A 19,903-nucleotide genomic window follows, 5' to 3' on the forward strand; every position below is an offset into this window, starting at 1 on the left:
GCGGCAGGGCGGCGAGGGCGATGGCGGCGATCCCGGCGATCTTGTTGGTGTAGTTGGTCATCTGCGTTTCTCCTGAGCAGCGGTGTTGTTGACGTGTTCGTCTATGACCTGATGGATACTCAGGCGCTCCGGAGAAGTCTTGTTAAAGAGGCGTAATGACGCCGATTTAAGGAAGTTACGACAATGTAATCTATTGCGAATAGTTTAACCATCGCCGCGCTGGCGAAGGGATCGCCCGCCGGGATAGGCTGGCGGCCATGCCCTCCCCCGCCGGCGCGCCGCTGGTCCGCCTTTCCGGCCTCTCCAAGTCCGTGCCCGGCGGGCGGCGGCTGTTCGAGGGCCTCGAGCTGCGGCTGGAGCCCGGCGAGTTCGTGGCCGTGATGGGCGAGTCCGGGGTCGGCAAGTCCACGCTGCTCAACCTGATCGGCGGCCTCGACGTCGCCGACGCCGGCGAGGTGGAGATCGAGGGCGTCGCCCTCTCGAGGCTCACCGACGATGCGCGCACCCGGCTGCGCCGCGACCGGATCGGCTTCGTCTTCCAGGCCTTCCACATCCTGCCCCACCTGACGCTGGCCCAGAACATCGCCCTGCCGCTGGTGTTGCAGCGCCGGCCGGCCGCCGAGGCGCTGGCGCGGGCCCGGGAGATGCTCGCCGCCGTCGGCCTGGACGGCCGCGCCGAGGACTATCCCCAGCAGCTCTCCGGCGGCGAGTTGCAGCGCATCGCCATCGCCCGCGCCCTGGCCCACCGGCCGGCGGTGATCCTGGCCGACGAGCCCACCGGCAACCTCGACCCCGAGACCGCCGAGAAGGTGCTGGCGCTGTTCGAAGGCGAGGTGCGCCGGGCCGGGGCCGGCGCCATCCTGGTCACCCACTCCGAGGCCGCGGCGGCGGCGGCCGACCGGGTCCTGAGGCTCACCAGCCGGGGCCTGGAGGCCCGCGATGACGGCTGAAGGGCTGGCCAGCCCCACCGCCCTGCGCTGGCTGATCCTCGGCGAATGGCGCGCCCACCCGGCCCGGGCGCTGGCGGGCGCCATCGCCATCGCCGTGGGCGTGGCCCTGGGCCTGGCCGTCCACCTGATCAACGCCTCCGCGCTGAACGAATTCGCCCAGGCAGTGCGTACCGTCAGCGGCGATGCGGACCTGCAGGTGCGCGGCCGCACGCCCGCCGGCTTCGACGAGCAGCTCTACCCGCGGCTGGCGCGCCTGCCGGGCGTCGCCGGCGTCAGCCCGGCGCTGGAGATGGACGCGAGCCTCGGGCCCCGCGCGCCGGCCACGCTGATCGGCCTGGACGTGCTGCGCGCCGCCCAGGTCACCCCGGCCCTGCTGGGCGAGGCCTCCGCGGGTCCCGCGGCCTTCGACCCGGAGGCGGTGTTCCTCTCGCCGGCGGCGCTGCAGGCGGCCGGGCTCGCCGTCGGCGATACGCTGGAGGTCGCCGCCAACGGCCGGACGGCGCGGCTGCGCATCGCCGGCACCCTGCCCTCCGCGCCGGAGGGCCAGCGCCTGGCGGTGATGGACATCGCCGCCGCCCAGTGGCGGTTCGGCCGGCTCGGCGCGCTCGACCGCCTCGACCTGCGCCTGGATCAGGGCGCCGACGCCGGCGAGGCCCGCCGACGGATCTCCGCCCTGCTGCCCGCCCAGGCCGAACTGGGCGATCCGCAGACCGAGGCCCGGCGCAGCGACGCGCTTTCCCGCGCCTACCGGGTGAACCTCGACATGCTGGCCCTCGTCGCCCTGGTGACCGGCGGCTTCCTGGTCTTCTCGGCCCAGTCGCTGGCGGTGGCGCGGCGCCGGCCGCAGTTCGCGCTGGCCCGGGTGCTGGGCCTGACCCGCCGCGCGGTGCTGGTCCAGGTCGCGGCGGAAGGGGCGGTCATCGGGATGGCCGGCGCCCTGGCGGGCCTGGCGCTTGGCGTGGGGCTTGCCTGGGCGGGGCTGGCCCTGCTCGGCGGCGACCTGGGCGGCGGCTATTTCGAAGGCCCGCCCCCGCAGCTGGTCTTCGCCCCCGGGGCGGCGCTGGTGTTCGTGGGCCTGGGCCTGGCCGCCGCCCTGCTCGGCAGCCTGCTGCCCGCCCGCCAGGCCGCCCGTGTCCAGGCGGCCCAGGCGCTGAAGAACGTCGGCGACGCCATCGACCCGCGGGCGCCGCCGGGCGGCCGCATCGCGCTGGCCCTGCTCGCCGCCGGCGCGCTGGCGGCCTTCGCCCCGGCGGTCGGCGGCCTTCCGCTGTTCGGCTACGCGTCCATCGCCCTGCTGCTGGCCGGCGGGGTGGCGGCCATGCCCTGGCTGGCCCGCGTCCTGCTCTCGCCGCTGCAGCGGATCGGGACCCGCCGGGCGCCGCTGGACCTGGCGCTGAAGCGGCTGTGGGGCGCCCCCTCGCAGGCGGCCATCGCCCTGTGCGGCATCGTCGCCAGCACCAGCCTGATGATCGCCATGGCGGTGATGGTCACCAGCTTCCGCGGCTCGGTGGACGAGTGGCTGGGCCAGGTGCTGCCGGCCGACCTCTACCTGCGCCTGGAGGACGGCGGCGGCTTCTCGCCCGAGGCCCAGGCCGCCATCGCGGCCGCGCCCGGCGTGGCGCGCGCCGACTTCTCCTACAGCACCTCGTTCAGCGTCTCGCCGGACCGGCCGCCCGTCATCCTGACCGCCCGCGAGGACCCGGCCCGCACCCTGCCGCTGATCGGCGCCGAGCGGCCGGCGCCGGACGGCCTGACGCCGGTCTGGGCCTCCGAGCCCGCCGTCCGGGTGCTGGGCTGGCGGCCGGGCCGCACCCTGGAGCTGCCCATCGGCGCGGGCCCGCCGGCGAAGGTCTATGTCGCCGGCGTCTGGCGCGACTACGCCCGCCAGTCCGGGGCCCTGGCCATGGACGTGCGCGACTTCACGCGCCTGACCGGCGAGGCGCGGCGGACCGAGGCGGCCGTCGAGCTCGCGTCGGGCGCCCAGGCGGAGGCCGCCATCGCCGCCATCCGCGGCGCGGTCCCGCCGGGCGTCGGCCAGCGGATGATGCTCGCCCAGGCCGGCGAGCTCCGGCGCCTGGCGCTCTCCATCTTCGACCGCAGCTTCGCGGTCACCTACCTGCTGGAGGCCATCGCCATCCTGGTGGGGCTGGCGGGCGTGGCCGCCACCATCTCCGCCCAGACGCTCGCCCGCACCAAGGAGTTCGGCATGCTGCGCCACCTGGGCGTCCTGAAGCGCGAGATCGCGGCCATGCTGGCGGCGGAGGGCGCCCTGCTGGGCCTGGTGGGCGGCATCGCCGGCATCGGCCTGGGGCTGGCCATGAGCCAGGTGCTGATCGGGGTCATCAATCCGCAGTCGTTCAACTGGACCATGCAGACCCGACTGCCGCTCGGCCTGTTCGCCACGGTGGCCGTCGCCCTGGTCGCCGCCTCGGCCGGGACCGCCCTCCTGGCCGGCCGCCGCGCCCTCTCCGCCGAGGCGGTGCAGGCCGTGCGGGAGGACTGGTGATGCGCCGCCTTCTCCTGGCGCTCGCCGTGCTGGCCTTGGCCGCCTGTTCCGATCCCGACGAGGCCGCTGAGCCGCAGGCCGAGAACGGCTCTTCGCCCGCCCTGCCGGCCGCCGTCGGCGGTGCGCCGGCCGACCCGCCGCAGGCCGGCGGCGACGGCGGCTTTGCGCCGGTCACGCCCGGGCGGCCCCTGAGCTTCCCGGCCGACCACGGCGCCCACCCGGCCTTCCGCACCGAGTGGTGGTACGTCACCGGCTGGCTGCAGGACGAGCGCGGCCGCCCCCTCGGCTTCCAGGTCACCTTCTTCCGCTCGCGGACGGGCGCCGATCCGGCCAACCCCAGCCTCTTCTCGCCCCAGCAGGTGCTGTTCGCCCACGCCGCCGTCTCCGATCCGGAGGTCGGCCGGCTGATCCACGACCAGCGGATCGCCCGCGCCGGCTTCGGCCTCGCCGAGGCCAAGGTCGGCGACGCGGACCTCGTCATCGACGACTGGCGGCTCTGGCGCGCCCCCGACGGATCCTTCCGCACCACCGTCGGCGGCGAGGCCTTCGCGCTGACCCTGACGCTCGCCCCCACCCAGCCGGAGCTGCTGCAGGGCGAGGCCGGGTTCAGCCGCAAGGGTCCGCAGGCCTCGCAGGCCAGCTGGTACTACAGCCTCCCGCAACTGAAGGCGGCCGGCGAGCTGAGGCGGGGCCGCCAGGTCCAGAAGGTGACCGGCCAGGCCTGGCTGGACCGCGAGTGGTCCTCCACCCTCCTCGACCCGCGCGCCGTCGGCTGGGACTGGACCGGCCTCAACCTGCCGGACGGCGGCGCCCTGATGGCCTTCCAGGTGCGGGATGCTCAGGGCGGCGCCCTGTGGGCCGGCGGTTCGCTGCGCACCGCCGACGGCCGCATCGTCCGCTTCGCGCCGCAGGACGTCCGCTTCGCGCCGCTGCGCCGCTGGCGCTCGCCGCGGACCGGCGGGGTCTACCCGGTCGAACAGGAGGTCGCGGTGCGCACGCCAGAGGGTGAGCGGCGCTGGCGGCTGTCGCCGCTGATGGACGACCAGGAGCTCGACAGCCGCGCCTCGGGCGGGCCGATCTACTGGGAAGGGGCGGTGACCAGCCAGGACGGGGCGCGGGGCTACCTGGAGCTCACCGGCTACGTGGGGACCTTGCGACTATAGCGTCGGAAGTTTCTTCCCGGGGCGGGCGAACCTTGAGCATCATTGATCGGTAATGGGCGCCGAATTAACTTCGGCCGACTCTATCCCTTGGGGGGGACTTCTCAATGCGCGCCATCCTTTCCGCGGCCATGGCTCTTGGCCTGGCCGCCTCCATGCTGTCGGCGAGCCCCGCCGCCGCCCAGTACGGCATGGACAAGAAGCAGCCGAAGAACGCGGCGACGCCGGAGATGCCGCGCTGCGCCCAGCCGCTCGGCCGCGTGGCCATCCAGGAGCCGGAGACCCGCTGGTGGACCGAGCTCGGCCTCTCCAACCCCGAGGTGCTGATCAAGCTGTTCGCCTCGCGCTCCAACTGCCTGCGGGTCGTGGACCGCAACGCCGGCCTGGCCATGCGCAACCAGGAGGCGGACCTCGCCGCCTCCGGCGACCTGCGGCGCGGCTCGAACGTCGGCCGCGGCCAGGTGGCGGCGGCGGACTTCTTCATCATCCCCGACATCGCCAACTCCGACTCCGACGCCGGCGGCAACAACTTCGGCGCCCTGGCCGGCTCGCTGATCGGCGGCCGGGCGGGGGCCATCGCCGGCTCGATCCGCACCCAGCGCGCCCAGGCCCAGGCCCTGGTGACCCTGGTCGACGCGCGCACCACCGAGCAGCTCTACGTGGCCGAGGGCGTGGCCCAGAAGACCAACGTCTCGATCGGCGGCGGGGTCGGCGGCTGGGGCTGGTCGGGCTTCGCGGCGCTGGCCGGCGGCGGCTACTCCGACACCGACATCGGCAAGGTGATCAGCGCGGCCTACTACAACGCCTTCGTCGACCTGATCGGCTACCTGCAGAACTCGGCCCCGACCGGCGAGCAAGCCAGCGCCAACGCCGGCATCCAGGCCTATTCGGTGACCTCGTCGGTGGTCATGCGCCGCCAGCCCAACCCGCAGGCGCCGTCGGTGCGCAGCTTCCAGTCCGGCGACATGGTCTATCCCACCGGCCAGCGGAACGGCATCTGGTGGGAAGTGGACGACGAGACCGGCAACCGCGGCTGGGTCACCTCGCCGGCCCTGTCGCCGCGCTGAGGCCCGCCGGAACCGGCCGGACGGCTTCGGGTTGAGGGGTGTCGAATCCCTCAACCCAGGAGCTGACATGGCGACCGACCCCAACGACCGCGAAGCCGTCGAGAAGCGGCTTTGGAAAGACATCGCCGACGAACAGATCGGCATGCTCGCCGTCGTCGGCGGCGAGCCGCATCACTTCCAGCCGATGACCGCCTTCGCCGAGCCGGAGACCGGCCAGATCTGGTTCTTCACCTACAAGGACACCGAACTGGCCGAGCAGGTGGCCCAGGGCGCCCAGGCGATGTTCGTGTTCCAGGCCAAGAAGCTATGGGCCTCCATCGGCGGGCGGCTGACCCAGCAGCACGACCGCGAGCGGATGGACCGCTTCTGGAACCCGGTGGTCGCCGCCTGGTACCCCGAAGGGAAGGACGATCCGCGCCTGACCCTGCTGCGCCTCGATGCGGAGGACGCCCAGGTGTGGGTCTCCGACGCCGGCCCGGCCAAGTTCGCCTGGGAGATCGCCAAGGCCAATGCGCGTGGCCGGCAGCCGGACCTGGGCGGGCGCGCGGACCTCAACCTCCACTGACGTCCGCCCCTCGGGCCTGGTTCTGCGCACTCCGGCGGCGGCTCCGGCCGCCGGGGCGCGACGCCGCGAAATGCTGAAACAAGCCTAACTTCCATTAATCTAATCCGGCGGACACGACGCCGCTGGGTCGACTTTCCGACACATAGTCAAACGAACGAGGTCTTCGAACCTCAACTCGATTTCGCGATCACACAACTGCTTCTGGCAGTTTTTAGTGAAGCTTGTGTCGAGTTCTCGACAGCCCGCCGCCTTTGCCCCCGATAACTTGCAACCGTCGCCGTGGGGGCGGCGTTTCGATTCGTCATGCAAAGGCCAGTCCGTCCGTTGCAAAACCGTCTGCTCGCCTCCTTGCCGCGCGACGACTACGCCCTGATCGCCCCCCATCTGCTTCTGGTGGATCTGGAGCGGGGGCGGCTGCTGTACGATCCCGGCGACCGCATCGACACGGTCTACTTCCCGCTCGACGGGGTCATCTCGCTGATGACGCTGATGGAGAACGGCGCGGCGATCGAATCGGCGACCATCGGTCCGGAGGGGGCGCTGGGGCTGACCGCGGCTGTCGCCCCGCGACAGTCGCTGGGCCGGGCCATCGTCCAGACCCCCTGCCGCGCCTGCCGCATCAGCGCGGCCCAATTGCACGAGGTCTGGGAGAAGAGCCCGCGCCTGCGCGAACTCGTCGACCGGCACGCCGAGGCGCTGTTCGGGCACGCCATCCAGTCGGTCGCCTGCAACGCCCTGCACTCGGTCGAGGCCAGGTTCTGCCGCTGGCTGCTCACCTGCCACGACCGGATCAGCGAGGACCGGGTGGCGCTGACCCAGGAGTTCCTGGCCGACATGCTGGGCGTGCAGCGCACCACCGTGACCGCCGTGGCCCGGGCGCTGCAGGAGAAGGGCGTGATCCGCTATCGGCGCGGGATCGTCGACATCATCGATCGGGCGGGCCTCGAGGCCATCGCCTGCGAGTGCTACGCCTCGATCCGGCGGACCTACGAGCGGCTGCTGCCGCTGCCGCAGGCGGCGGCGGGCTAGATCGCGAACACCAGCCGGCCGACCGTGCCGCCGGGCGAGGTGGCGAGCTCGAACTCGCCGCGGGCCTGGCTGGCCAGGCTCCTGACCAGCCACAGGCCGAAGCCGTCGCGGCCCTCCTCCGAGCCGGGGTCGAAACCGCAGCCATCGTCGGTCACGGTCAGCTGGCAGCGCCCCTCGCCGGCGCGGGCCAGGTGGACGACCACGCGGCCGGGCCGGTCCGGGAAGGCGTGCGCCAGGCAGTTGCCGACCAGTTCCTGGGCGATCACCGCCACCGCCGCGGCGGCGTTGTCGCCCAGCAGGAAGCTCTCGGCCTCCAGCGCGACCTCCGCGGCGTTCAGCCCGTGCCGGCGGCGCCAGACCGGCGCCATCTCCGCCAGGTAGCCGGCGAAGTCCACGCCCTCGGCCTGCCGGTGCCGCTCCAGGGCTCCGAGCGAGCCGATGGCGTCGGCCATCCAGGCCAGCTGGCGCTTCAGCTCGGGATCGGCGGCCTTCTGGCTGCGCATGCGCGCCAGGGCGGCGAGCAGCTGGAAGATGTTGGCCGCGCGGTGGCGCATCTCCGAGGCGGCGCGCGCGGCCGCGGCCTCGGCAGAATGGTTCGCGTCCGCAGACTCGCTCATGGATGCCCACCAGCCTCGAATCGGCGTCCCCCCGGCGCCGCGATTGACGATACTCCGGTTGCGCCGGAACGCGCCGGGCGCTGGCGTCGCAGGCCCCGCGCCGCCCCGCCCGGGCGGAACCTGAGCCCGGTCAAGGGGTTCGCTTCCTCGGACAAGCTCGAGGAGAAAGACCATGCGGACCCGGCTGGTGTTCATCTGCCTTGCGGCGGCCCTATCCGCGGGCGCGGCCGCAGACGCCTCGGCCCAAGCGGCCCCCAGCGCCGACCAGGCGGGCGTCAACGCCAACGCCGCCGTCGACGGCTCCAGCCCGCTGACGGCGGGCTCGGTGGTCAAGGACGCCCGCGGCGCGACGGTCGGCCGGATCGAACGGGTGGTCGACGTTCCCGACGGCGCCGACCGCGTCGTGCTGCGGATCGGCCGCGACCTGGTCTCCGCCCCCGCCACCAGCTTCACGGTCACCGACGGCGCGGTGACCGCCGCCCACACCAAGGCCGAGCTGCGGGCGATGGCGCGGGCGGCGGGCGGCTGAGGCCGGAGCCTCAGGCGAGGACGATCATCCCCGCCGTCGAGGCGGTGAAGTCCGACAGGACGATCACGCGGCCGTCCGACATTCCGTCCCGATGGGCGACTGGGCGCCGCCCCCACCGGCGCCTGACGCGGACGCCACCGATCTTCGAGGCTCGGCAAGGAGCTAGGCCAAGCTTGCAGCAGGTGAGGGAAATCGGCCCCCTGACGTACCGCTCTGGAAAGCTCTGAGTCCGCTCCGGCCGCAGACCGACGTCTAGACCGCTCCGAATCGCTTGACCGGCCTGTCGCGCTTGGCGTCTGAAGAGCGCGCGCGGGATCCGTGGGGCGGCATGGTCTTCTCCTCCATCATTTTCATCTTCTATTTTCTGCCGCTCTTCCTGCTCGCCTACTACGTCAGCGGCTGGCGCACGGCCGTCCTTCTTGCCGGCAGCGCGCTGTTCTACGCATGGGGCGAAGGCAAATACCTCGCCCTTCTCGGCGGCCTGATCGTCCTCAACTACGTCGGCGTGCGGCTCATCGACCGCAGCGGGGGGGCGAGACGCAAGGCGCTCCTCGCCGGCGTCGTGGCCGTCGATCTTAGCGTGCTGGGCTGGTTCAAGTACGCAGGCTTCCTCGCGTCCTCGCTGAACGACCTGCTGCCGGACGATCCTCTCCCGGAACCGTCGCATCATCTGCTGCTGGGGATTTCGTTCTTCACCTTCCAGCTGATCAGCTACGCCGTCGACATCTACCGGCGCGTCCTGCCGGCCGAGCGCTCGCTCACCCGGTTCGCCACCTACGTGCTGATGTTCCCGCACCTCATCGCCGGACCGATCGTCCGCTACGCCCACATCGCCGATGAGCTTCACGCCGACCGGAAGCGGTCCGGACGCATCGGCCTCGGCGTCCAGTACTTCATCGTCGGACTGTGCCAGAAGGTGCTGATCGCCAACACCGTGGCGCCCGTGGCCGACTTCGCCTTCGGGCTGCCCGCGGGCTCGATCGATGCGACGACGGCATGGCTGGGCGCGGTCGCCTACACGCTGCAGATCTACTTCGACTTCTGCGGCTACTCCAACATGGCGATCGGCCTGGCCTTCATGCTGGGGTTCACCTTTCCCAAGAACTTCGACTTTCCCTACGCGGCCACCTCGATCACCGACTTCTGGCGGCGCTGGCACATCTCCCTGTCATCCTGGTTCCGCGACTACGTCTACATCCCGCTCGGCGGGAACCGCGGCGGCCAGGTGAAGACGCTCCGCAACCTCACCATCGTGTTCCTGCTGACCGGCCTGTGGCACGGCGCCGCCTGGACCTTCGTCGTGTGGGGGCTCTTCCATGGCGCCTTCCTCGTCATCGAGCGCGTCGGCTTTGGTCGCATCCTCGAGAAGGCGCCGGCCGCCGGCCGCCATGCCTATGTGCTGGCGGTCGTCATCGTCGGCTGGGTGATCTTCCGCGCCGAGACGCTTCCCCAGGCCATCGCGTACGTAAGGGCCATGCTGAACGTCCGCAGCTTCGAGTCCTCGAGCCTTCAGCTGCAGCACCTCGTCAACGCCGAGGTCGTGACCGCCTTCGTCGCGGGAATGCTGCTCTCGGTCCCGCTCGCGCCTGCCCTCCTGCGGCGTCTGAAGGCGCCGCCCTCCGACGCGCCGTCGCCCGACCTGCCGCCACATCTGGACACGAGAGGGGTCGCGGCCATCCCGGCTGCGCTTCTGCTGCCCGGGTTCGCCCTCAGCGTCGCGGTGCTCGCGGGGACGTCGCTCAACCCCTTCCTGTACTTCCGCTTCTAGCATGAGCCATCCTCTGCCCCGGCGAGCTCTCACGGCCGGCGCCGCTGCGCTGGTGATCGCCGCGTTCGCCCTGCCCGGCCTTCTTCCGAAACCTGACCTGCGCGAGGGCCGAAGGCTGGCGCCGGCGCCCGAGCTGACCGCCGACCTGGCCGAGGTGCGCCGCCAGGCCGACGCCTACGTCGCGGACAACTTTCCGGCCCGGCGGCACCTGATCTCGACGCTCAACTATGTGCGCCTGCAGTTCGGCGTGAGCGGTTCGGACAAGGTCCTGGCCGGGCGCGAGGGCTGGCTCTACTTCAACGACGGCAGCCTGCTGGGAAACGGGCGCGGCGTGCGCCGGCTCACCGAGCCCGAGGCCCGTTCGCAGCTGACCAATCTGCAGGCCCGCGCCGAATACCTTCAGGCCCGCGGGGCGGCCTATCTGGTCGTCGCGCCCCCGCTGCAGGAGACCATCTACCCCGAGTACGCCCCTGGATGGTTCCGCCTCGACCCGACGCGATACGGCCGGGCGTTGGCCGATCTCGCCGCAGAGGCCGTGCCGGGGCGGATGCTCCACCTGGAGCCCGCGCTGGCCGCGGCCAAGGCGGCCGGCGTGACGACGTTCAGCCGTCACGACACCCATTGGACCGGCGACGGCGCCTACGCCGGCTATGTCGCCATCATGGAGGCGCTACGGGCCCAGGGATTGCGGGAGCCGACGCGGCCGCTCAGCGATTTCAGGCCGAACGTCAGCGACCCGAAGCGCCCTCGGGATCTCGCCAGGATGATCGGCGTCGCCAGCTTCGTTCCGATCCGCTACCGGGCCTATGAAGATCCTGCCGCGGCCGGGTGGCGGACGACGTGGCTGCGCGGCGGCCGCCGTGACTTCACCGCGCCGCAGGTCGTCGACACCGGCGAGGTCGGCAAGCCGGTCCTGCTGATGCAGCGGGACTCCTTCTCCAACGCCCTGCTCCCGTTCCTGACGGGCCACTTCAGCAGGGTCGTCCTGACGCACATCGACGACGGCCTGTGGCGGCCGGACCTGGTCGAGACCTATCGCCCGGACTTCGTCATCCTCCAGGTCCAGGAAGCCGGACTGGGCGCTGCGCTGCGGCTCGCGCCGCCGCCGGCTCGGCCCGCCTATCCGGCCATCGAGACGGCCTTGGACAAGCGCAGGTCGCTTCGCCCCGTGCGCGCCGACGAGCGCGCGGCGTTCGCCGCGGCTGCGAGGACGGGCGCGTGCGCGGTGGATCGCGCGGCATGGCGCCAAGGCCAGCTGCAGCTCGCCGGCTGGATCTCCGACCTTCGGGCCGAACCCGGCTATGGGCGAGCGGCGGTCCGACTCCGCGGATCGGGCGCCGACGTGGTGCAGGAGATCGAGATCTCCCGGCCGAGGCCGGACCTGGCCGCCGCCTTCCAGCGTCCCGTCGGCCAGCCGAACGGGTTCGACGTCCGGCTGCTTACCGCGGCCCTCGCCGCCGGCGCCTACGACCTGACGCTCTACCGGACCACCCGCGACGGCTGGATCGCCTGCGACGGCCCGAAGGTGCGGATCGGCTAGGTCTCTCGTGCGGAAAAGCTTGGAGCGGGTGAGGGGAATCGAACCCCTGACATTCAGCTTGGGAAGCTGACGTTCTACCTCTGAACTACACCCGCGCCGGGCCGCGAGCGGGTCGCGGCAGGCCGTCTCAGTTAGCGTTCCGCCCCGGCAGGCGCAAGGCCGCCGGCGCCGGAGCTGCGTTGACGCCCGCGACGGGCCGCCGCACCATCGGCCAATAAGCACAAGAGGAGACGCCGCCATGGCCGACGGAGAGGCCCTGCCCCGGGCGAAGTTCCACGCGATGGTGGACGGGACCAAGGAAGACTGGATGGCCATCGGCCAGGCCGGCGCGCCGTTCCGCGGCACGCTGCCGGACCGGATCCTGGCCCACCTCAACCTGCTGAAGTCGGACCACGGCGGCTTCGCGGTCGACCGGCTGGAGCACAGCCTGCAGACCGCCACCCGCGCCTTCAAGGACGGCCGCGACGAGGAGTACGTCGTCTGCGCCCTGCTACACGACATCGGCGACGTGCTGGGCCCGTCCAACCACGCTGAGATCGGGGCGGTGATCCTGAAGCCCTACGTCTCCGAGCAGAACCACTGGATGCTGGACAAGCACGGCATCTTCCAGGGCTACTACTTCTTCCATCACCTGGGTCTAGACAGGGACATGCGCGAGCAGTTCCGCGGCCACCCGTGGTTCGAATACACGGCCCAGTTCTGCCACCTCTACGACCAGAACAGCTTCGACCCGAACTACGAGTCCATGCCGCTGGAGGCCTTCGAGCCCATGCTGCGGCGGGTGATGGCCCAGCCGAAACGGTCGATCTACCGCAAGGAGAACGCCGAGGCGTAGACCCGCACAGGGTGCTAACCTTCGGCTAATCCTGATGTGGCAGGGTGAGGGCGGGACAAAAGGTCCCGCCTGCGCAAAAGCGCGGGCCATCCGAACGGACGGCGGCGGCGATGCTGAGCGTCAACACCAACGTGTGGGCCATGTCGGCCCTGGCGACGCTGAACGCGATCAATCGCGAGCTGGCCGTCGTCCAGCAGCGCATCACCACGGGACTGCGCGTGGCCAGCGCCAAGGACGATCCGTCCACCTGGGCCATCGCCCAGATGCAGCGCTCGGAGCTGGGCGGGCTGAAGCAGGTGTCGCTGTCGATTCAGCGCGGTCAGGCCGTGGTCGACGTGGCCATGATGGCCGGCGAGAACATTTCGGACCTCGTCCTGCAGATGAAGGACAAGGCCGTGGCGGCCATGGACTTCCCCGCCGGCAGCACCGAACGGGCTGCGGTCAACGAAGAATACCTGTCGCTGCGCCGGCGCATCGACCAGATCGCCAACACATCGGACTTCAACGGCATCAACCTGATCTCCGCAGGCGGGAGCGACAGCGTCCAGGCGCTGGCCGACACCAAGGGGGGCAGGATCAGCGTGGCCCATGTGGACCTGTCGACAACGGGCTCCGCGCTCAGCGGCCTGCCGACCGACCTGACCGGCACGGTCGACAGCACCACCATCGAGGCGTTGAGCACGGGCCTGTCCAACGTCAACAGCGCGCTCGGACGGCTGGGCACCGGTCACAAGGCGCTGCAGACCCACCTCGAGTATGTGGGGAAGCTGCAGGACACCATGGAGGCCTCCATCGGCCGGCTGGTGGACGCGGACCTGGCCAAGGAGAGCGCCCGCTGGCAGGCGCTGCAGGTGCGCCAGCAGCTGGCCATCATGGCCCTCTCCATGGCCAACCGTCAGCCCTCGATCATCCTGCAGCTGTTCCAGCAGCGCTGAGCCTAGTCGTCCTGGAAGATCGCCTCGATCGGCTGGCCGAACAGCCGGGCGATCTTGAAGGCCAGCGGCAGGGACGGGTCGTACTTGCCGGTCTCGATGGCGTTGACGCTCTGGCGGGAGACCTGCAGCCGCTCGGCCAGATCCGCCTGGCTCCAGTCGCGCTCGGCGCGCAGCACCCTCAGGCGGTTCTTCATGGCCGCGCCTCCGGCTCCGCGCGCCAGCTGGCGGCGACGGGCAGGGCAAGGCGGCTGAGGACGACCATCTTGACCTCCTCGACGAGCGCGTCGGCCAGGAGAGCGGCGGCGGAGGCGCGGTAGGCCGTGGCCAATGCCCGTCCCTCGGCGGAGACCGGCAGCGTCGCCGCCGCAAGCAGGATGACGAGGCCCAGGGGAAGCCGCGTGCGAACGGTCCGCATGGCTCAGCGCCCCGTGCCGAAGTCGAAGCTGCGGCTGATCCACCAGCCGATCCACGCGATGAGGTAGCCGCCCATCTGGGCGGCGGCGCAGTAGCCGAAGCCCAGGAAGAACAGCTCCTGCCTGCTCTCGGCGGCGAGCAGCCGCTCGCTCGGCACGATCTCGAGGAACAGCGTCAGCGCCGCGAGCAGCAGCGCGATCGGCGCGCCCCAGTACCAGGCCCACTTGTGGGCCTCCCGCGCGACCTCGTCGAGCCGGCGCCAGAGCAGCACCGCGAGCGAGCCGCCGGCCAGCAGGATCAGCAGCCCGAGGAGAGCGCCGAGGAGCGGCGGCGCGCCCCTCAAGGAACTCAGGGCCATACCCATGACCAGGCCGAGCGCCAGCGTCGCAATCCAGAAGACGGGCGTCGGCAGGTGTCGCAGACCAGGCATGTCTTGCCTCCTTGTCCTTATGACAAGGAAACATGACACCTCGGGTCATGTCAAGCAAACCTGACAAAACGTCGAGCCTGCTTGCTACTGGATGCGTTCGACCTGGTAGCCGCGGGCCTTCATCAGGGCCGGCAGACCGTCGTCGCCGAGCAGGTGCAGGGCGCCGACGTTGACCAGCTGCACGCCCTCGCCCGCCATCTGGTCGCTGAGCGCCTCGGCCCAGGCGTGGTTACGGCGCTTCAGCAGGGCGTCGTAGAACTGGGGCATGTCGGACTGCATCGCCCCGACCACGCCCTTGCCCAGGCGGCCGACGTCGCCGCGGATCCAGGCGTCCGCATGCGAGCCCTTGCGCACGCCCTTGCCGCGCCGCTCGGCGATCACGTCCACCAGATACTGCAGCTCCACCTCGGGCGGCAGGCCGGCGAACATGCGGACCTGGTCCTCCATGGTCTCGAAGGCGCGGATCGGCTTCTGCGCCTGGCGCGCCTGGCGGGTCACGACCATGTCGGCGCCGGCCTCGACGCTCGCCCCGCCGCCGCGCACCGGCTGCATCGACAACACCAGCGCCGCCGCCCACGGGCGCAGGTGGTCGATCTTGGCGACGGTGAGTTCGCCCTCGGCCAGCACGGCCTCGAGGTCCTTCAGCTGGCGCGGCGAGAGCCGGCTGCTCAGGGGCCGCTCGCGATCGACGCCGTAGCGCTCGACAAGGCCGCTGATCACCCCCGGTTCGATAGGGTCGACCACCGCCTCGAACCAGACCGCCTCGGCCTTCTGGTAGGCGGCCTCGTAGGCCGGCGTGCGCCAGTCGGCGCCGGGCTTGAGCGCATGCATGGTGCCGAACAGGAAGATCTCGGAGTCCGCGTCGCGGACCACCCACATGGCCGGCGCGGCCTCGGCCGCCCCCGTCGTCGCCAGCGCCGCAGCGGCGCCCACGGCGGCAAGCGCCGCCCTCACCCGAAATCGCACCCGTAACCTCGACCCGTCCGCCGCGACCCAGTTCTTGGGTCACGCACCCGGGGCGATCATATCCACGGCTTGAAGTGCTTGGATAGCTTCAGACCCTGCCTCTGGTAGTGCGACCCACGGTCGCCGTAGAGCAGGCTCGGCCGCTCGGTGAGGGGCTCGTAGACCAGCCGCGCGACCGTCTGGCCGTCCTCCAGCAGGAAGGGCGTCTCGTGGCTGCGCACCTCCAGCACGGCCTTCGACCCCTGCCCCCGCGCCTCCTCCGTGCCGAAGCCCGGATCGAAGAAGCCGGCGTAGTGCACCCGGAACTCGCCGACGGACGGGTCGATCGGCGTCATCTCGGCCGCCTCCATCACCGGGATCTCGATCGGCTCCTTGGAGGCCAGGATGTAGAACTCGCCGGGATCGAGCAGCAGCTGGCCGTGGTAGGGCTTCAGCGCCTCCCAGTAGTCGCGCGGGTCGTGGCCGTCGACGTGGTCCAGGTCGATGACCCCGGCGTGGCGGCGGGCGCGGAAGCCGGCGACGCCGTTGGACAGGTCCACCCCGACGCTGCGGATCGACAGCTTGGCGGGCTCGCCGCGCTTCAGCCGCAGCTGGTTGAGCCGGGTGCCGGTGCGCACCAGAACCGAGAAGGTCTGCGGCGCGATCTCGATGAAGGCCGGGCCCTCGTAGCCCTCGACCACGTCGTCGAAGGCGATGCCATTGTCGGTGAGCAGGCGCACGAAGACGTCCACCCGGCCGGTGGAGCTCTTCGGGTTGGCCCGGGCCGAGACGCCGGCCGGCAGCTTCAGCCGCTCCTGCAGCTCTGCGATGTAGACGCAGCCGCGCTCCAGCACCGCCCCGCGGGTGAGGTCCAGCTCGTGCATGGCGACGGCCGCCATCCGCTCCGCGACGGTGCGGCCGCGGCCCGGGAGGAAGGAGGCGCGCACGCGCCACACCCGCGCGCCCAGGCGCAGGTCCAGGCTGGCCGGCTGGACCTGGTCCGCATCGAAGGCGGTCGCCGAAGTGACGGCGCCGGTCTCCAGCAGGGCATCGATGGACTGGGCGGGCAGGATGCCGGCCGGGCTGTTCTGGATCATGGGCCGGCGACGATCACCGCTCCGCCTGAGTCTGGCAAGGCGACGAGAAAACCTAAGCCGACAATGAGATCGCCAAGCTTGACGGAGGCGGGCGCCTGCCGTTGATGCCAGCCGCGGCGAAGGAGACGTGCGATGGCCGAAGACCCCAAGGACTGGCAGCTCGAGACGCGGCTGGTGCGCGGCGGCATGGCGCGCACCGAATACGGCGAGATTTCCGAGGCCCTGTTCCTCACCCAGAGCTTCGCCTACGAGAGCGCCGCGGCGGCCAACGCCCGGTTCGCCGGCGCTGCGCCGGGCTTCATCTACCAGCGCTTCGGCAATCCCACGACGCAGATGTTCGAGGACCGGCTGGCCCTGCTGGAGGGCGCCGAGGCCTGCCGGGCGACCTCGTCGGGGATGAGCGCGGTGCAGGTGGCCCTCTCCGGCCTCGTCCGCGCCGGCGACCACATCGTGGCCGGCCGGGCGCTGTTCGGGTCCTGCCGCTGGATCGTCGCCGAGTGGCTGCCCAGGTTCGGGGTGGAGACCACCTTCGTGGACGCCGTCGAGCCGTCCGAGTGGCGCAACGCCGTGCGGCCCAACACCAAGGCTTTCCTGGTGGAGAGCCCGGCCAACCCGCTGCTGGAGGTCACGCCCATCGGCGCCGTGGCCGACATCGCCAAGGAGATCGGCGCGAAGCTGGTGGTCGACAACGTGTTCGCCACGCCGATCTACCAGAAGCCGTTGGCGCTGGGCGCCGACGTGGTCGTCTACTCGGCCACCAAGCACATCGACGGCCAGGGCCGGGTGCTTGGCGGGGCGATCCTGGCCGGCGCCAAGCTGATCGACGAGGCCTACCGCGACATCCTGCGCCACACCGGGCCGGCGCTGTCGCCGTTCAATTCCTGGGTGCTGCTGAAGGGCCTGGAGACGCTGGAGCTGCGGGTCCGCCGCCAGACCGAGAACGCGGCCAGGGTCGCCGACGCGATCGCCGCCCATTCCAAGGTGCGGAAGGTCGTCTACTGCGGCCGGCCGGACCACCCGCAAGCCGGGATCGTCGCCAATCAGATGAGCGGCGGCGGCAACGTCGTGGCCTTCGACCTGGGCGACCAGGCCGCCGCCTGGCGGTTCCTGGACGCCCTGCAGATCGTCGACATCTCCAACAACCTCGGCGACGCCAAGTCGATGGCCACCCATCCCTGGACGACCACCCACCGTTCGATGCCCGAGGCCGACCGGCTGGAGATCGGCCTGACGGACGGCTGGGTGCGGATGAGCGTCGGCCTGGAAGCGGCCCAGGACCTCACGCGCGACGTCGAGCGGGCGCTGGACGCGGCGTAGGCGCAACGGCGCTCCCCCTCAGGGGGAGCTGTCCCGAAGGGACTTAGGGGGTTCACGCCCGCTGACTCGGTGCGTGGGAACCCCCTCCACCAGTTCGTGGTCCCCATCCCCCTGCGGGGGAGGATCTTCTCTTTAAGCGTTCTCGAGCGCCTTCGGCTCGACCGCGTAGACGCGGCTGCAGTACTCGCAGGTGACGCGGATCTTGCCGTCGGGCTCGACCATGTCGGCGCGCTCGTCGGGGCCGAAGGAGCGGAGCACCGTCTCGATCCGGTCCTGCGAGCAGCGGCAGAAGGCCTTCAGCGGCTTGTCCTCGAACACCCGCACGCCGTCCTCGTGGAACAGGCGCCAGAGCAGGGTCTTCGAGGCCAGGGACGGGTCGATCAGCTCGTCCTCGCCGAGGGTCTCGAACAGCGCCTGAGTGCGCTCCCAGGCGTCGGCCGTGGAGCCGCGGGCGTCGTCCTCGGCGATGTTCTGGATCAGCACGCCGCCGGCCCGGAAGGCCATCCCGTGGCCGACGTCGGCCTGGCCGACCGCCAGCCGCACCCGCGTCGGCGTCTGCTCCGACTGGGCGAAATACTGCTCGGCGCACAGGGCCAGGGTCTCGCCCTCGATGGCGGTGACGCCCTGGTAACGGTCCATGTCCGCACCCTGGTCGACGGTCATGATGAACACCCCGTCGCCCAGCAGGGTCCGGGCGCCGGGGCGGGCGAAGCCCTTGGTCGCCTCGGCCACCTCGTCCTCGTCGAACCGGCAGTAGCCGCGCAGGGCGCCGGTGGTGTCGTAGTCCGCGACCACGTAACGCACCGGCCCCGAGCCCTGGGCCTGGACGATCAGCCGGCCTTCGAACTTCAGGTTGGAGCCCACCAGGGCCGCGAGCGCGCAACACTCGCCCAGCAGGTTGGCCACCGGCTCCGGATAGGCGTGGCCGGTGAGGATCTTGTCGATGGCGGGGCCCAGGCGCACCAGGCGGCCGCGCACGGGCTCGCCTTCGATCTGGAAGGCGCCGACCAGGTCGTCGGGAATTCGGGTGTCAGACATTGGCGGCCATATAGGGTGCGGCGTGCGCCGTTTCGAGCGGGACTGTCGCGCCCCTTCCACCGCTTCGCGGTCCCCCTCCCCCGCAGTCGGCGCTGCGGGGGAGGAGCGAGAGCGTCAGATCCTCCCCCGTAGCGCAGCATACGGGGGAGGTGGATCGGCGCGTGAGCGCCGGGACGGAGGGGGCGCTCAGATCGCGCCGAAGCACCAGGCGAGGATGGACTTCTGGGCGTGGATGCGGTTCTCGGCCTCGTCCCAGACGAGGGACTGCGGCCCGTCCATGACCTCGTCCGTCACCTCCTCGCCGCGGTGGGCGGGCAGGCAGTGGAGGAAGACGGCGTCGGAGTTGGCCTCGCGCATCAGCGCGGCGTCCACCTGATAGGGCTCCAGCGCCTCCAGCCGCTCGTCGTGGTCGGTGTCGCCCATGGAGACCCAGGTGTCGGTGACCACCACGTCGGCGCCGCGGACCGCCTCGCGCGGGTCGTCGGTCATCTCGATCTTGCCCTGCTCCTGGGCGGCGCGGGCCAGGTCCACCAGGTCGGGGTGGTAGACCGCCGGGCAGGCGATGTTCAGCTTATAGCCGAGCTTGGGCGCGGCGTGGATGAAGCTGGAGCAGACGTTGTTGCCGTCGCCCACCCAGGCGATGGTCTTGCCCGCGATCGGCCCGCGGTGCTCCTCGATCGTCTGGATGTCGGCCAGGATCTGGCACGGGTGGGCGCGGTCGGAGAGGCCGTTGATGATCGGCACCGAGCCCGACAGGGCCAGCCGCTCCACGTCCTCGTGCCGGTTGGCGCGGATCATGATGGCGTCCACCATCCGCGACAGCACCCTGGCGGTGTCCTCGATGGTCTCGCCGCGGCCGAGCTGCATGTCGGCCGAGGTGGAGATGATCACCGCCCCGCCCAGCTGGCGCATGGCGGCGTCGAAGGAGAACCAGGTGCGGGTCGAGTTCTTCTCGAAGATCATCGCCAGCGTCCGGTCCCTGGCCGGCGCGTCGGCGTCGACGCGGCCCTTGGGCCAGCCCAGGCGGGCCTTCTTGCGGGCGTGGGCGTCGTCGAGGATGGCGCGGATGTCCGCCGCCTCGAGCTTCCAGAGGTCGACGAAGTGTCTGACGGGTTGGGTCATGTCTTGGGTTTCCGTCCCAACGCCGCTCGCCCCGCCGAA

The 19,903-nt window shown here is 71.4% G+C and carries 20 protein-coding genes and 1 tRNA gene; 12 read left to right on the forward strand and 9 right to left on the reverse strand.

Annotated features, from left to right (window positions below):
* The first annotated feature begins 257 nt into the window (after nucleotides 1-257).
* The 6 genes from ACFSC0_RS03870 (at nucleotide 258) to ACFSC0_RS03895 (ending at nucleotide 7,277) form a co-directional block, all read left to right on the forward strand.
* Entirely contained in the window at nucleotides 258-950 is a 693-nt protein-coding gene (locus tag ACFSC0_RS03870) for an ABC transporter ATP-binding protein (RefSeq protein ID WP_377280426.1), read from the forward strand.
* A complete protein-coding gene (locus ACFSC0_RS03875; RefSeq protein ID WP_377280425.1) occupies nucleotides 940-3,456 on the forward strand; it encodes an ABC transporter permease in 2,517 nt (838 codons plus the stop codon). Before ACFSC0_RS03870 ends, ACFSC0_RS03875 begins: the two co-directional genes overlap by 11 nt.
* A complete protein-coding gene (locus ACFSC0_RS03880; RefSeq protein WP_377280424.1) occupies nucleotides 3,456-4,619 on the forward strand; it encodes a lipocalin-like domain-containing protein in 1,164 nt (387 codons plus the stop codon). The genes ACFSC0_RS03875 and ACFSC0_RS03880 overlap by 1 nt, the downstream gene beginning before the upstream one ends.
* A 104-nt stretch (nucleotides 4,620-4,723) precedes the next feature.
* Nucleotides 4,724-5,683 (forward strand): CsgG/HfaB family protein, encoded by a 960-nt coding sequence (locus ACFSC0_RS03885; RefSeq protein ID WP_377280423.1) that lies wholly within the window; start codon nucleotides 4,724-4,726, stop codon nucleotides 5,681-5,683.
* Between the two features lie 67 nt (nucleotides 5,684-5,750).
* Nucleotides 5,751-6,248: a pyridoxamine 5'-phosphate oxidase family protein gene (locus ACFSC0_RS03890; RefSeq protein ID WP_377280422.1), complete on the forward strand. Its 498-nt coding sequence runs from the start codon at nucleotides 5,751-5,753 to the stop codon at nucleotides 6,246-6,248.
* 324 nt (nucleotides 6,249-6,572) lie between these two features.
* Nucleotides 6,573-7,277: a Crp/Fnr family transcriptional regulator gene (locus ACFSC0_RS03895; protein ID WP_377280421.1), complete on the forward strand. Its 705-nt coding sequence runs from the start codon at nucleotides 6,573-6,575 to the stop codon at nucleotides 7,275-7,277.
* On the opposite strand, the gene ACFSC0_RS03900 is transcribed toward ACFSC0_RS03895, so the two are convergent.
* The gene (locus tag ACFSC0_RS03900; protein WP_377280420.1) at nucleotides 7,274-7,894 is read right to left on the reverse strand and encodes an ATP-binding protein; all 621 of its coding nucleotides are present in this window, start codon (nucleotides 7,892-7,894) and stop codon (nucleotides 7,274-7,276) included. The genes ACFSC0_RS03895 and ACFSC0_RS03900 overlap by 4 nt on opposite strands.
* Before the next feature lie 172 nt (nucleotides 7,895-8,066).
* On the opposite strand from ACFSC0_RS03900, the gene ACFSC0_RS03905 reads away from it, so the two are divergent.
* The 3 genes from ACFSC0_RS03905 to ACFSC0_RS03915 all read left to right on the forward strand — a co-directional run bounded on the left by ACFSC0_RS03905 (nucleotide 8,067) and on the right by ACFSC0_RS03915 (nucleotide 11,731).
* Nucleotides 8,067-8,423, forward strand: coding sequence for a hypothetical protein (locus ACFSC0_RS03905; protein ID WP_377280419.1), 357 nt, complete (start codon nucleotides 8,067-8,069; stop codon nucleotides 8,421-8,423).
* Between the two features lie 328 nt (nucleotides 8,424-8,751).
* A complete protein-coding gene (locus tag ACFSC0_RS03910) occupies nucleotides 8,752-10,191 on the forward strand; it encodes an MBOAT family O-acyltransferase (protein ID WP_377280418.1) in 1,440 nt (479 codons plus the stop codon).
* Nucleotide 10,192: 1 nt separating this feature from the next.
* Nucleotides 10,193-11,731, forward strand: coding sequence for an alginate O-acetyltransferase AlgX-related protein (locus tag ACFSC0_RS03915; RefSeq protein WP_377280417.1), 1,539 nt, complete (start codon nucleotides 10,193-10,195; stop codon nucleotides 11,729-11,731).
* Nucleotides 11,732-11,751: 20 nt separating this feature from the next.
* Here the strand turns inward: ACFSC0_RS03915 and ACFSC0_RS03920 are convergent.
* Nucleotides 11,752-11,826: transfer RNA gene (locus ACFSC0_RS03920), tRNA-Gly, on the reverse strand.
* A gap of 143 nt (nucleotides 11,827-11,969) precedes the next feature.
* Here ACFSC0_RS03920 and ACFSC0_RS03925 point away from each other — a divergent pair.
* Nucleotides 11,970-12,566 (forward strand): HD domain-containing protein, encoded by a 597-nt coding sequence (locus ACFSC0_RS03925; RefSeq protein ID WP_377280416.1) that lies wholly within the window; start codon nucleotides 11,970-11,972, stop codon nucleotides 12,564-12,566.
* A 110-nt stretch (nucleotides 12,567-12,676) separates the two neighbouring features.
* Nucleotides 12,677-13,501 (forward strand): flagellin, encoded by an 825-nt coding sequence (locus tag ACFSC0_RS03930; RefSeq protein WP_377280415.1) that lies wholly within the window; start codon nucleotides 12,677-12,679, stop codon nucleotides 13,499-13,501.
* A 2-nt stretch (nucleotides 13,502-13,503) separates the two neighbouring features.
* On the opposite strand, the gene ACFSC0_RS03935 is transcribed toward ACFSC0_RS03930, so the two are convergent.
* From ACFSC0_RS03935 to ACFSC0_RS03955, 5 genes are all read right to left on the reverse strand, one after another.
* Nucleotides 13,504-13,695: a helix-turn-helix transcriptional regulator gene (locus ACFSC0_RS03935; RefSeq protein WP_377280414.1), complete on the reverse strand. Its 192-nt coding sequence runs from the start codon at nucleotides 13,693-13,695 to the stop codon at nucleotides 13,504-13,506.
* Nucleotides 13,692-13,916, reverse strand: coding sequence for a hypothetical protein (locus ACFSC0_RS03940; RefSeq protein ID WP_377280413.1), 225 nt, complete (start codon nucleotides 13,914-13,916; stop codon nucleotides 13,692-13,694). The genes ACFSC0_RS03935 and ACFSC0_RS03940 overlap by 4 nt, the downstream gene beginning before the upstream one ends.
* A 3-nt stretch (nucleotides 13,917-13,919) precedes the next feature.
* Entirely contained in the window at nucleotides 13,920-14,345 is a 426-nt protein-coding gene (locus ACFSC0_RS03945) for a hypothetical protein (protein ID WP_377280412.1), read from the reverse strand.
* Nucleotides 14,346-14,429: 84 nt separating this feature from the next.
* Nucleotides 14,430-15,299: a TraB/GumN family protein gene (locus ACFSC0_RS03950; protein WP_377280411.1), complete on the reverse strand. Its 870-nt coding sequence runs from the start codon at nucleotides 15,297-15,299 to the stop codon at nucleotides 14,430-14,432.
* Nucleotides 15,300-15,367: 68 nt separating this feature from the next.
* Nucleotides 15,368-16,387 (reverse strand): 2'-deoxycytidine 5'-triphosphate deaminase, encoded by a 1,020-nt coding sequence (locus tag ACFSC0_RS03955; protein ID WP_377280410.1) that lies wholly within the window; start codon nucleotides 16,385-16,387, stop codon nucleotides 15,368-15,370.
* 132 nt (nucleotides 16,388-16,519) lie between these two features.
* Between ACFSC0_RS03955 and metZ the strand changes: the two genes are divergently transcribed.
* Nucleotides 16,520-17,704, forward strand: coding sequence for an O-succinylhomoserine sulfhydrylase (metZ, locus tag ACFSC0_RS03960; protein WP_377280409.1), 1,185 nt, complete (start codon nucleotides 16,520-16,522; stop codon nucleotides 17,702-17,704).
* 132 nt (nucleotides 17,705-17,836) lie between these two features.
* Here the strand turns inward: metZ and ACFSC0_RS03965 are convergent, their stop codons facing one another.
* Entirely contained in the window at nucleotides 17,837-18,742 is a 906-nt protein-coding gene (locus tag ACFSC0_RS03965; protein ID WP_377280408.1) for an Hsp33 family molecular chaperone, read from the reverse strand.
* A 186-nt stretch (nucleotides 18,743-18,928) separates the two neighbouring features.
* Complete coding sequence (argF, locus tag ACFSC0_RS03970; protein WP_377280407.1) at nucleotides 18,929-19,864, reverse strand: ornithine carbamoyltransferase; 936 nt, start codon at nucleotides 19,862-19,864, stop codon at nucleotides 18,929-18,931.
* Nucleotides 19,865-19,903 lie beyond the last annotated feature (39 nt).

The organism is Phenylobacterium terrae, from assembly GCF_042681205.1.
In the GTDB taxonomy this organism is placed as follows: domain Bacteria; phylum Pseudomonadota; class Alphaproteobacteria; order Caulobacterales; family Caulobacteraceae; genus Phenylobacterium; species Phenylobacterium terrae.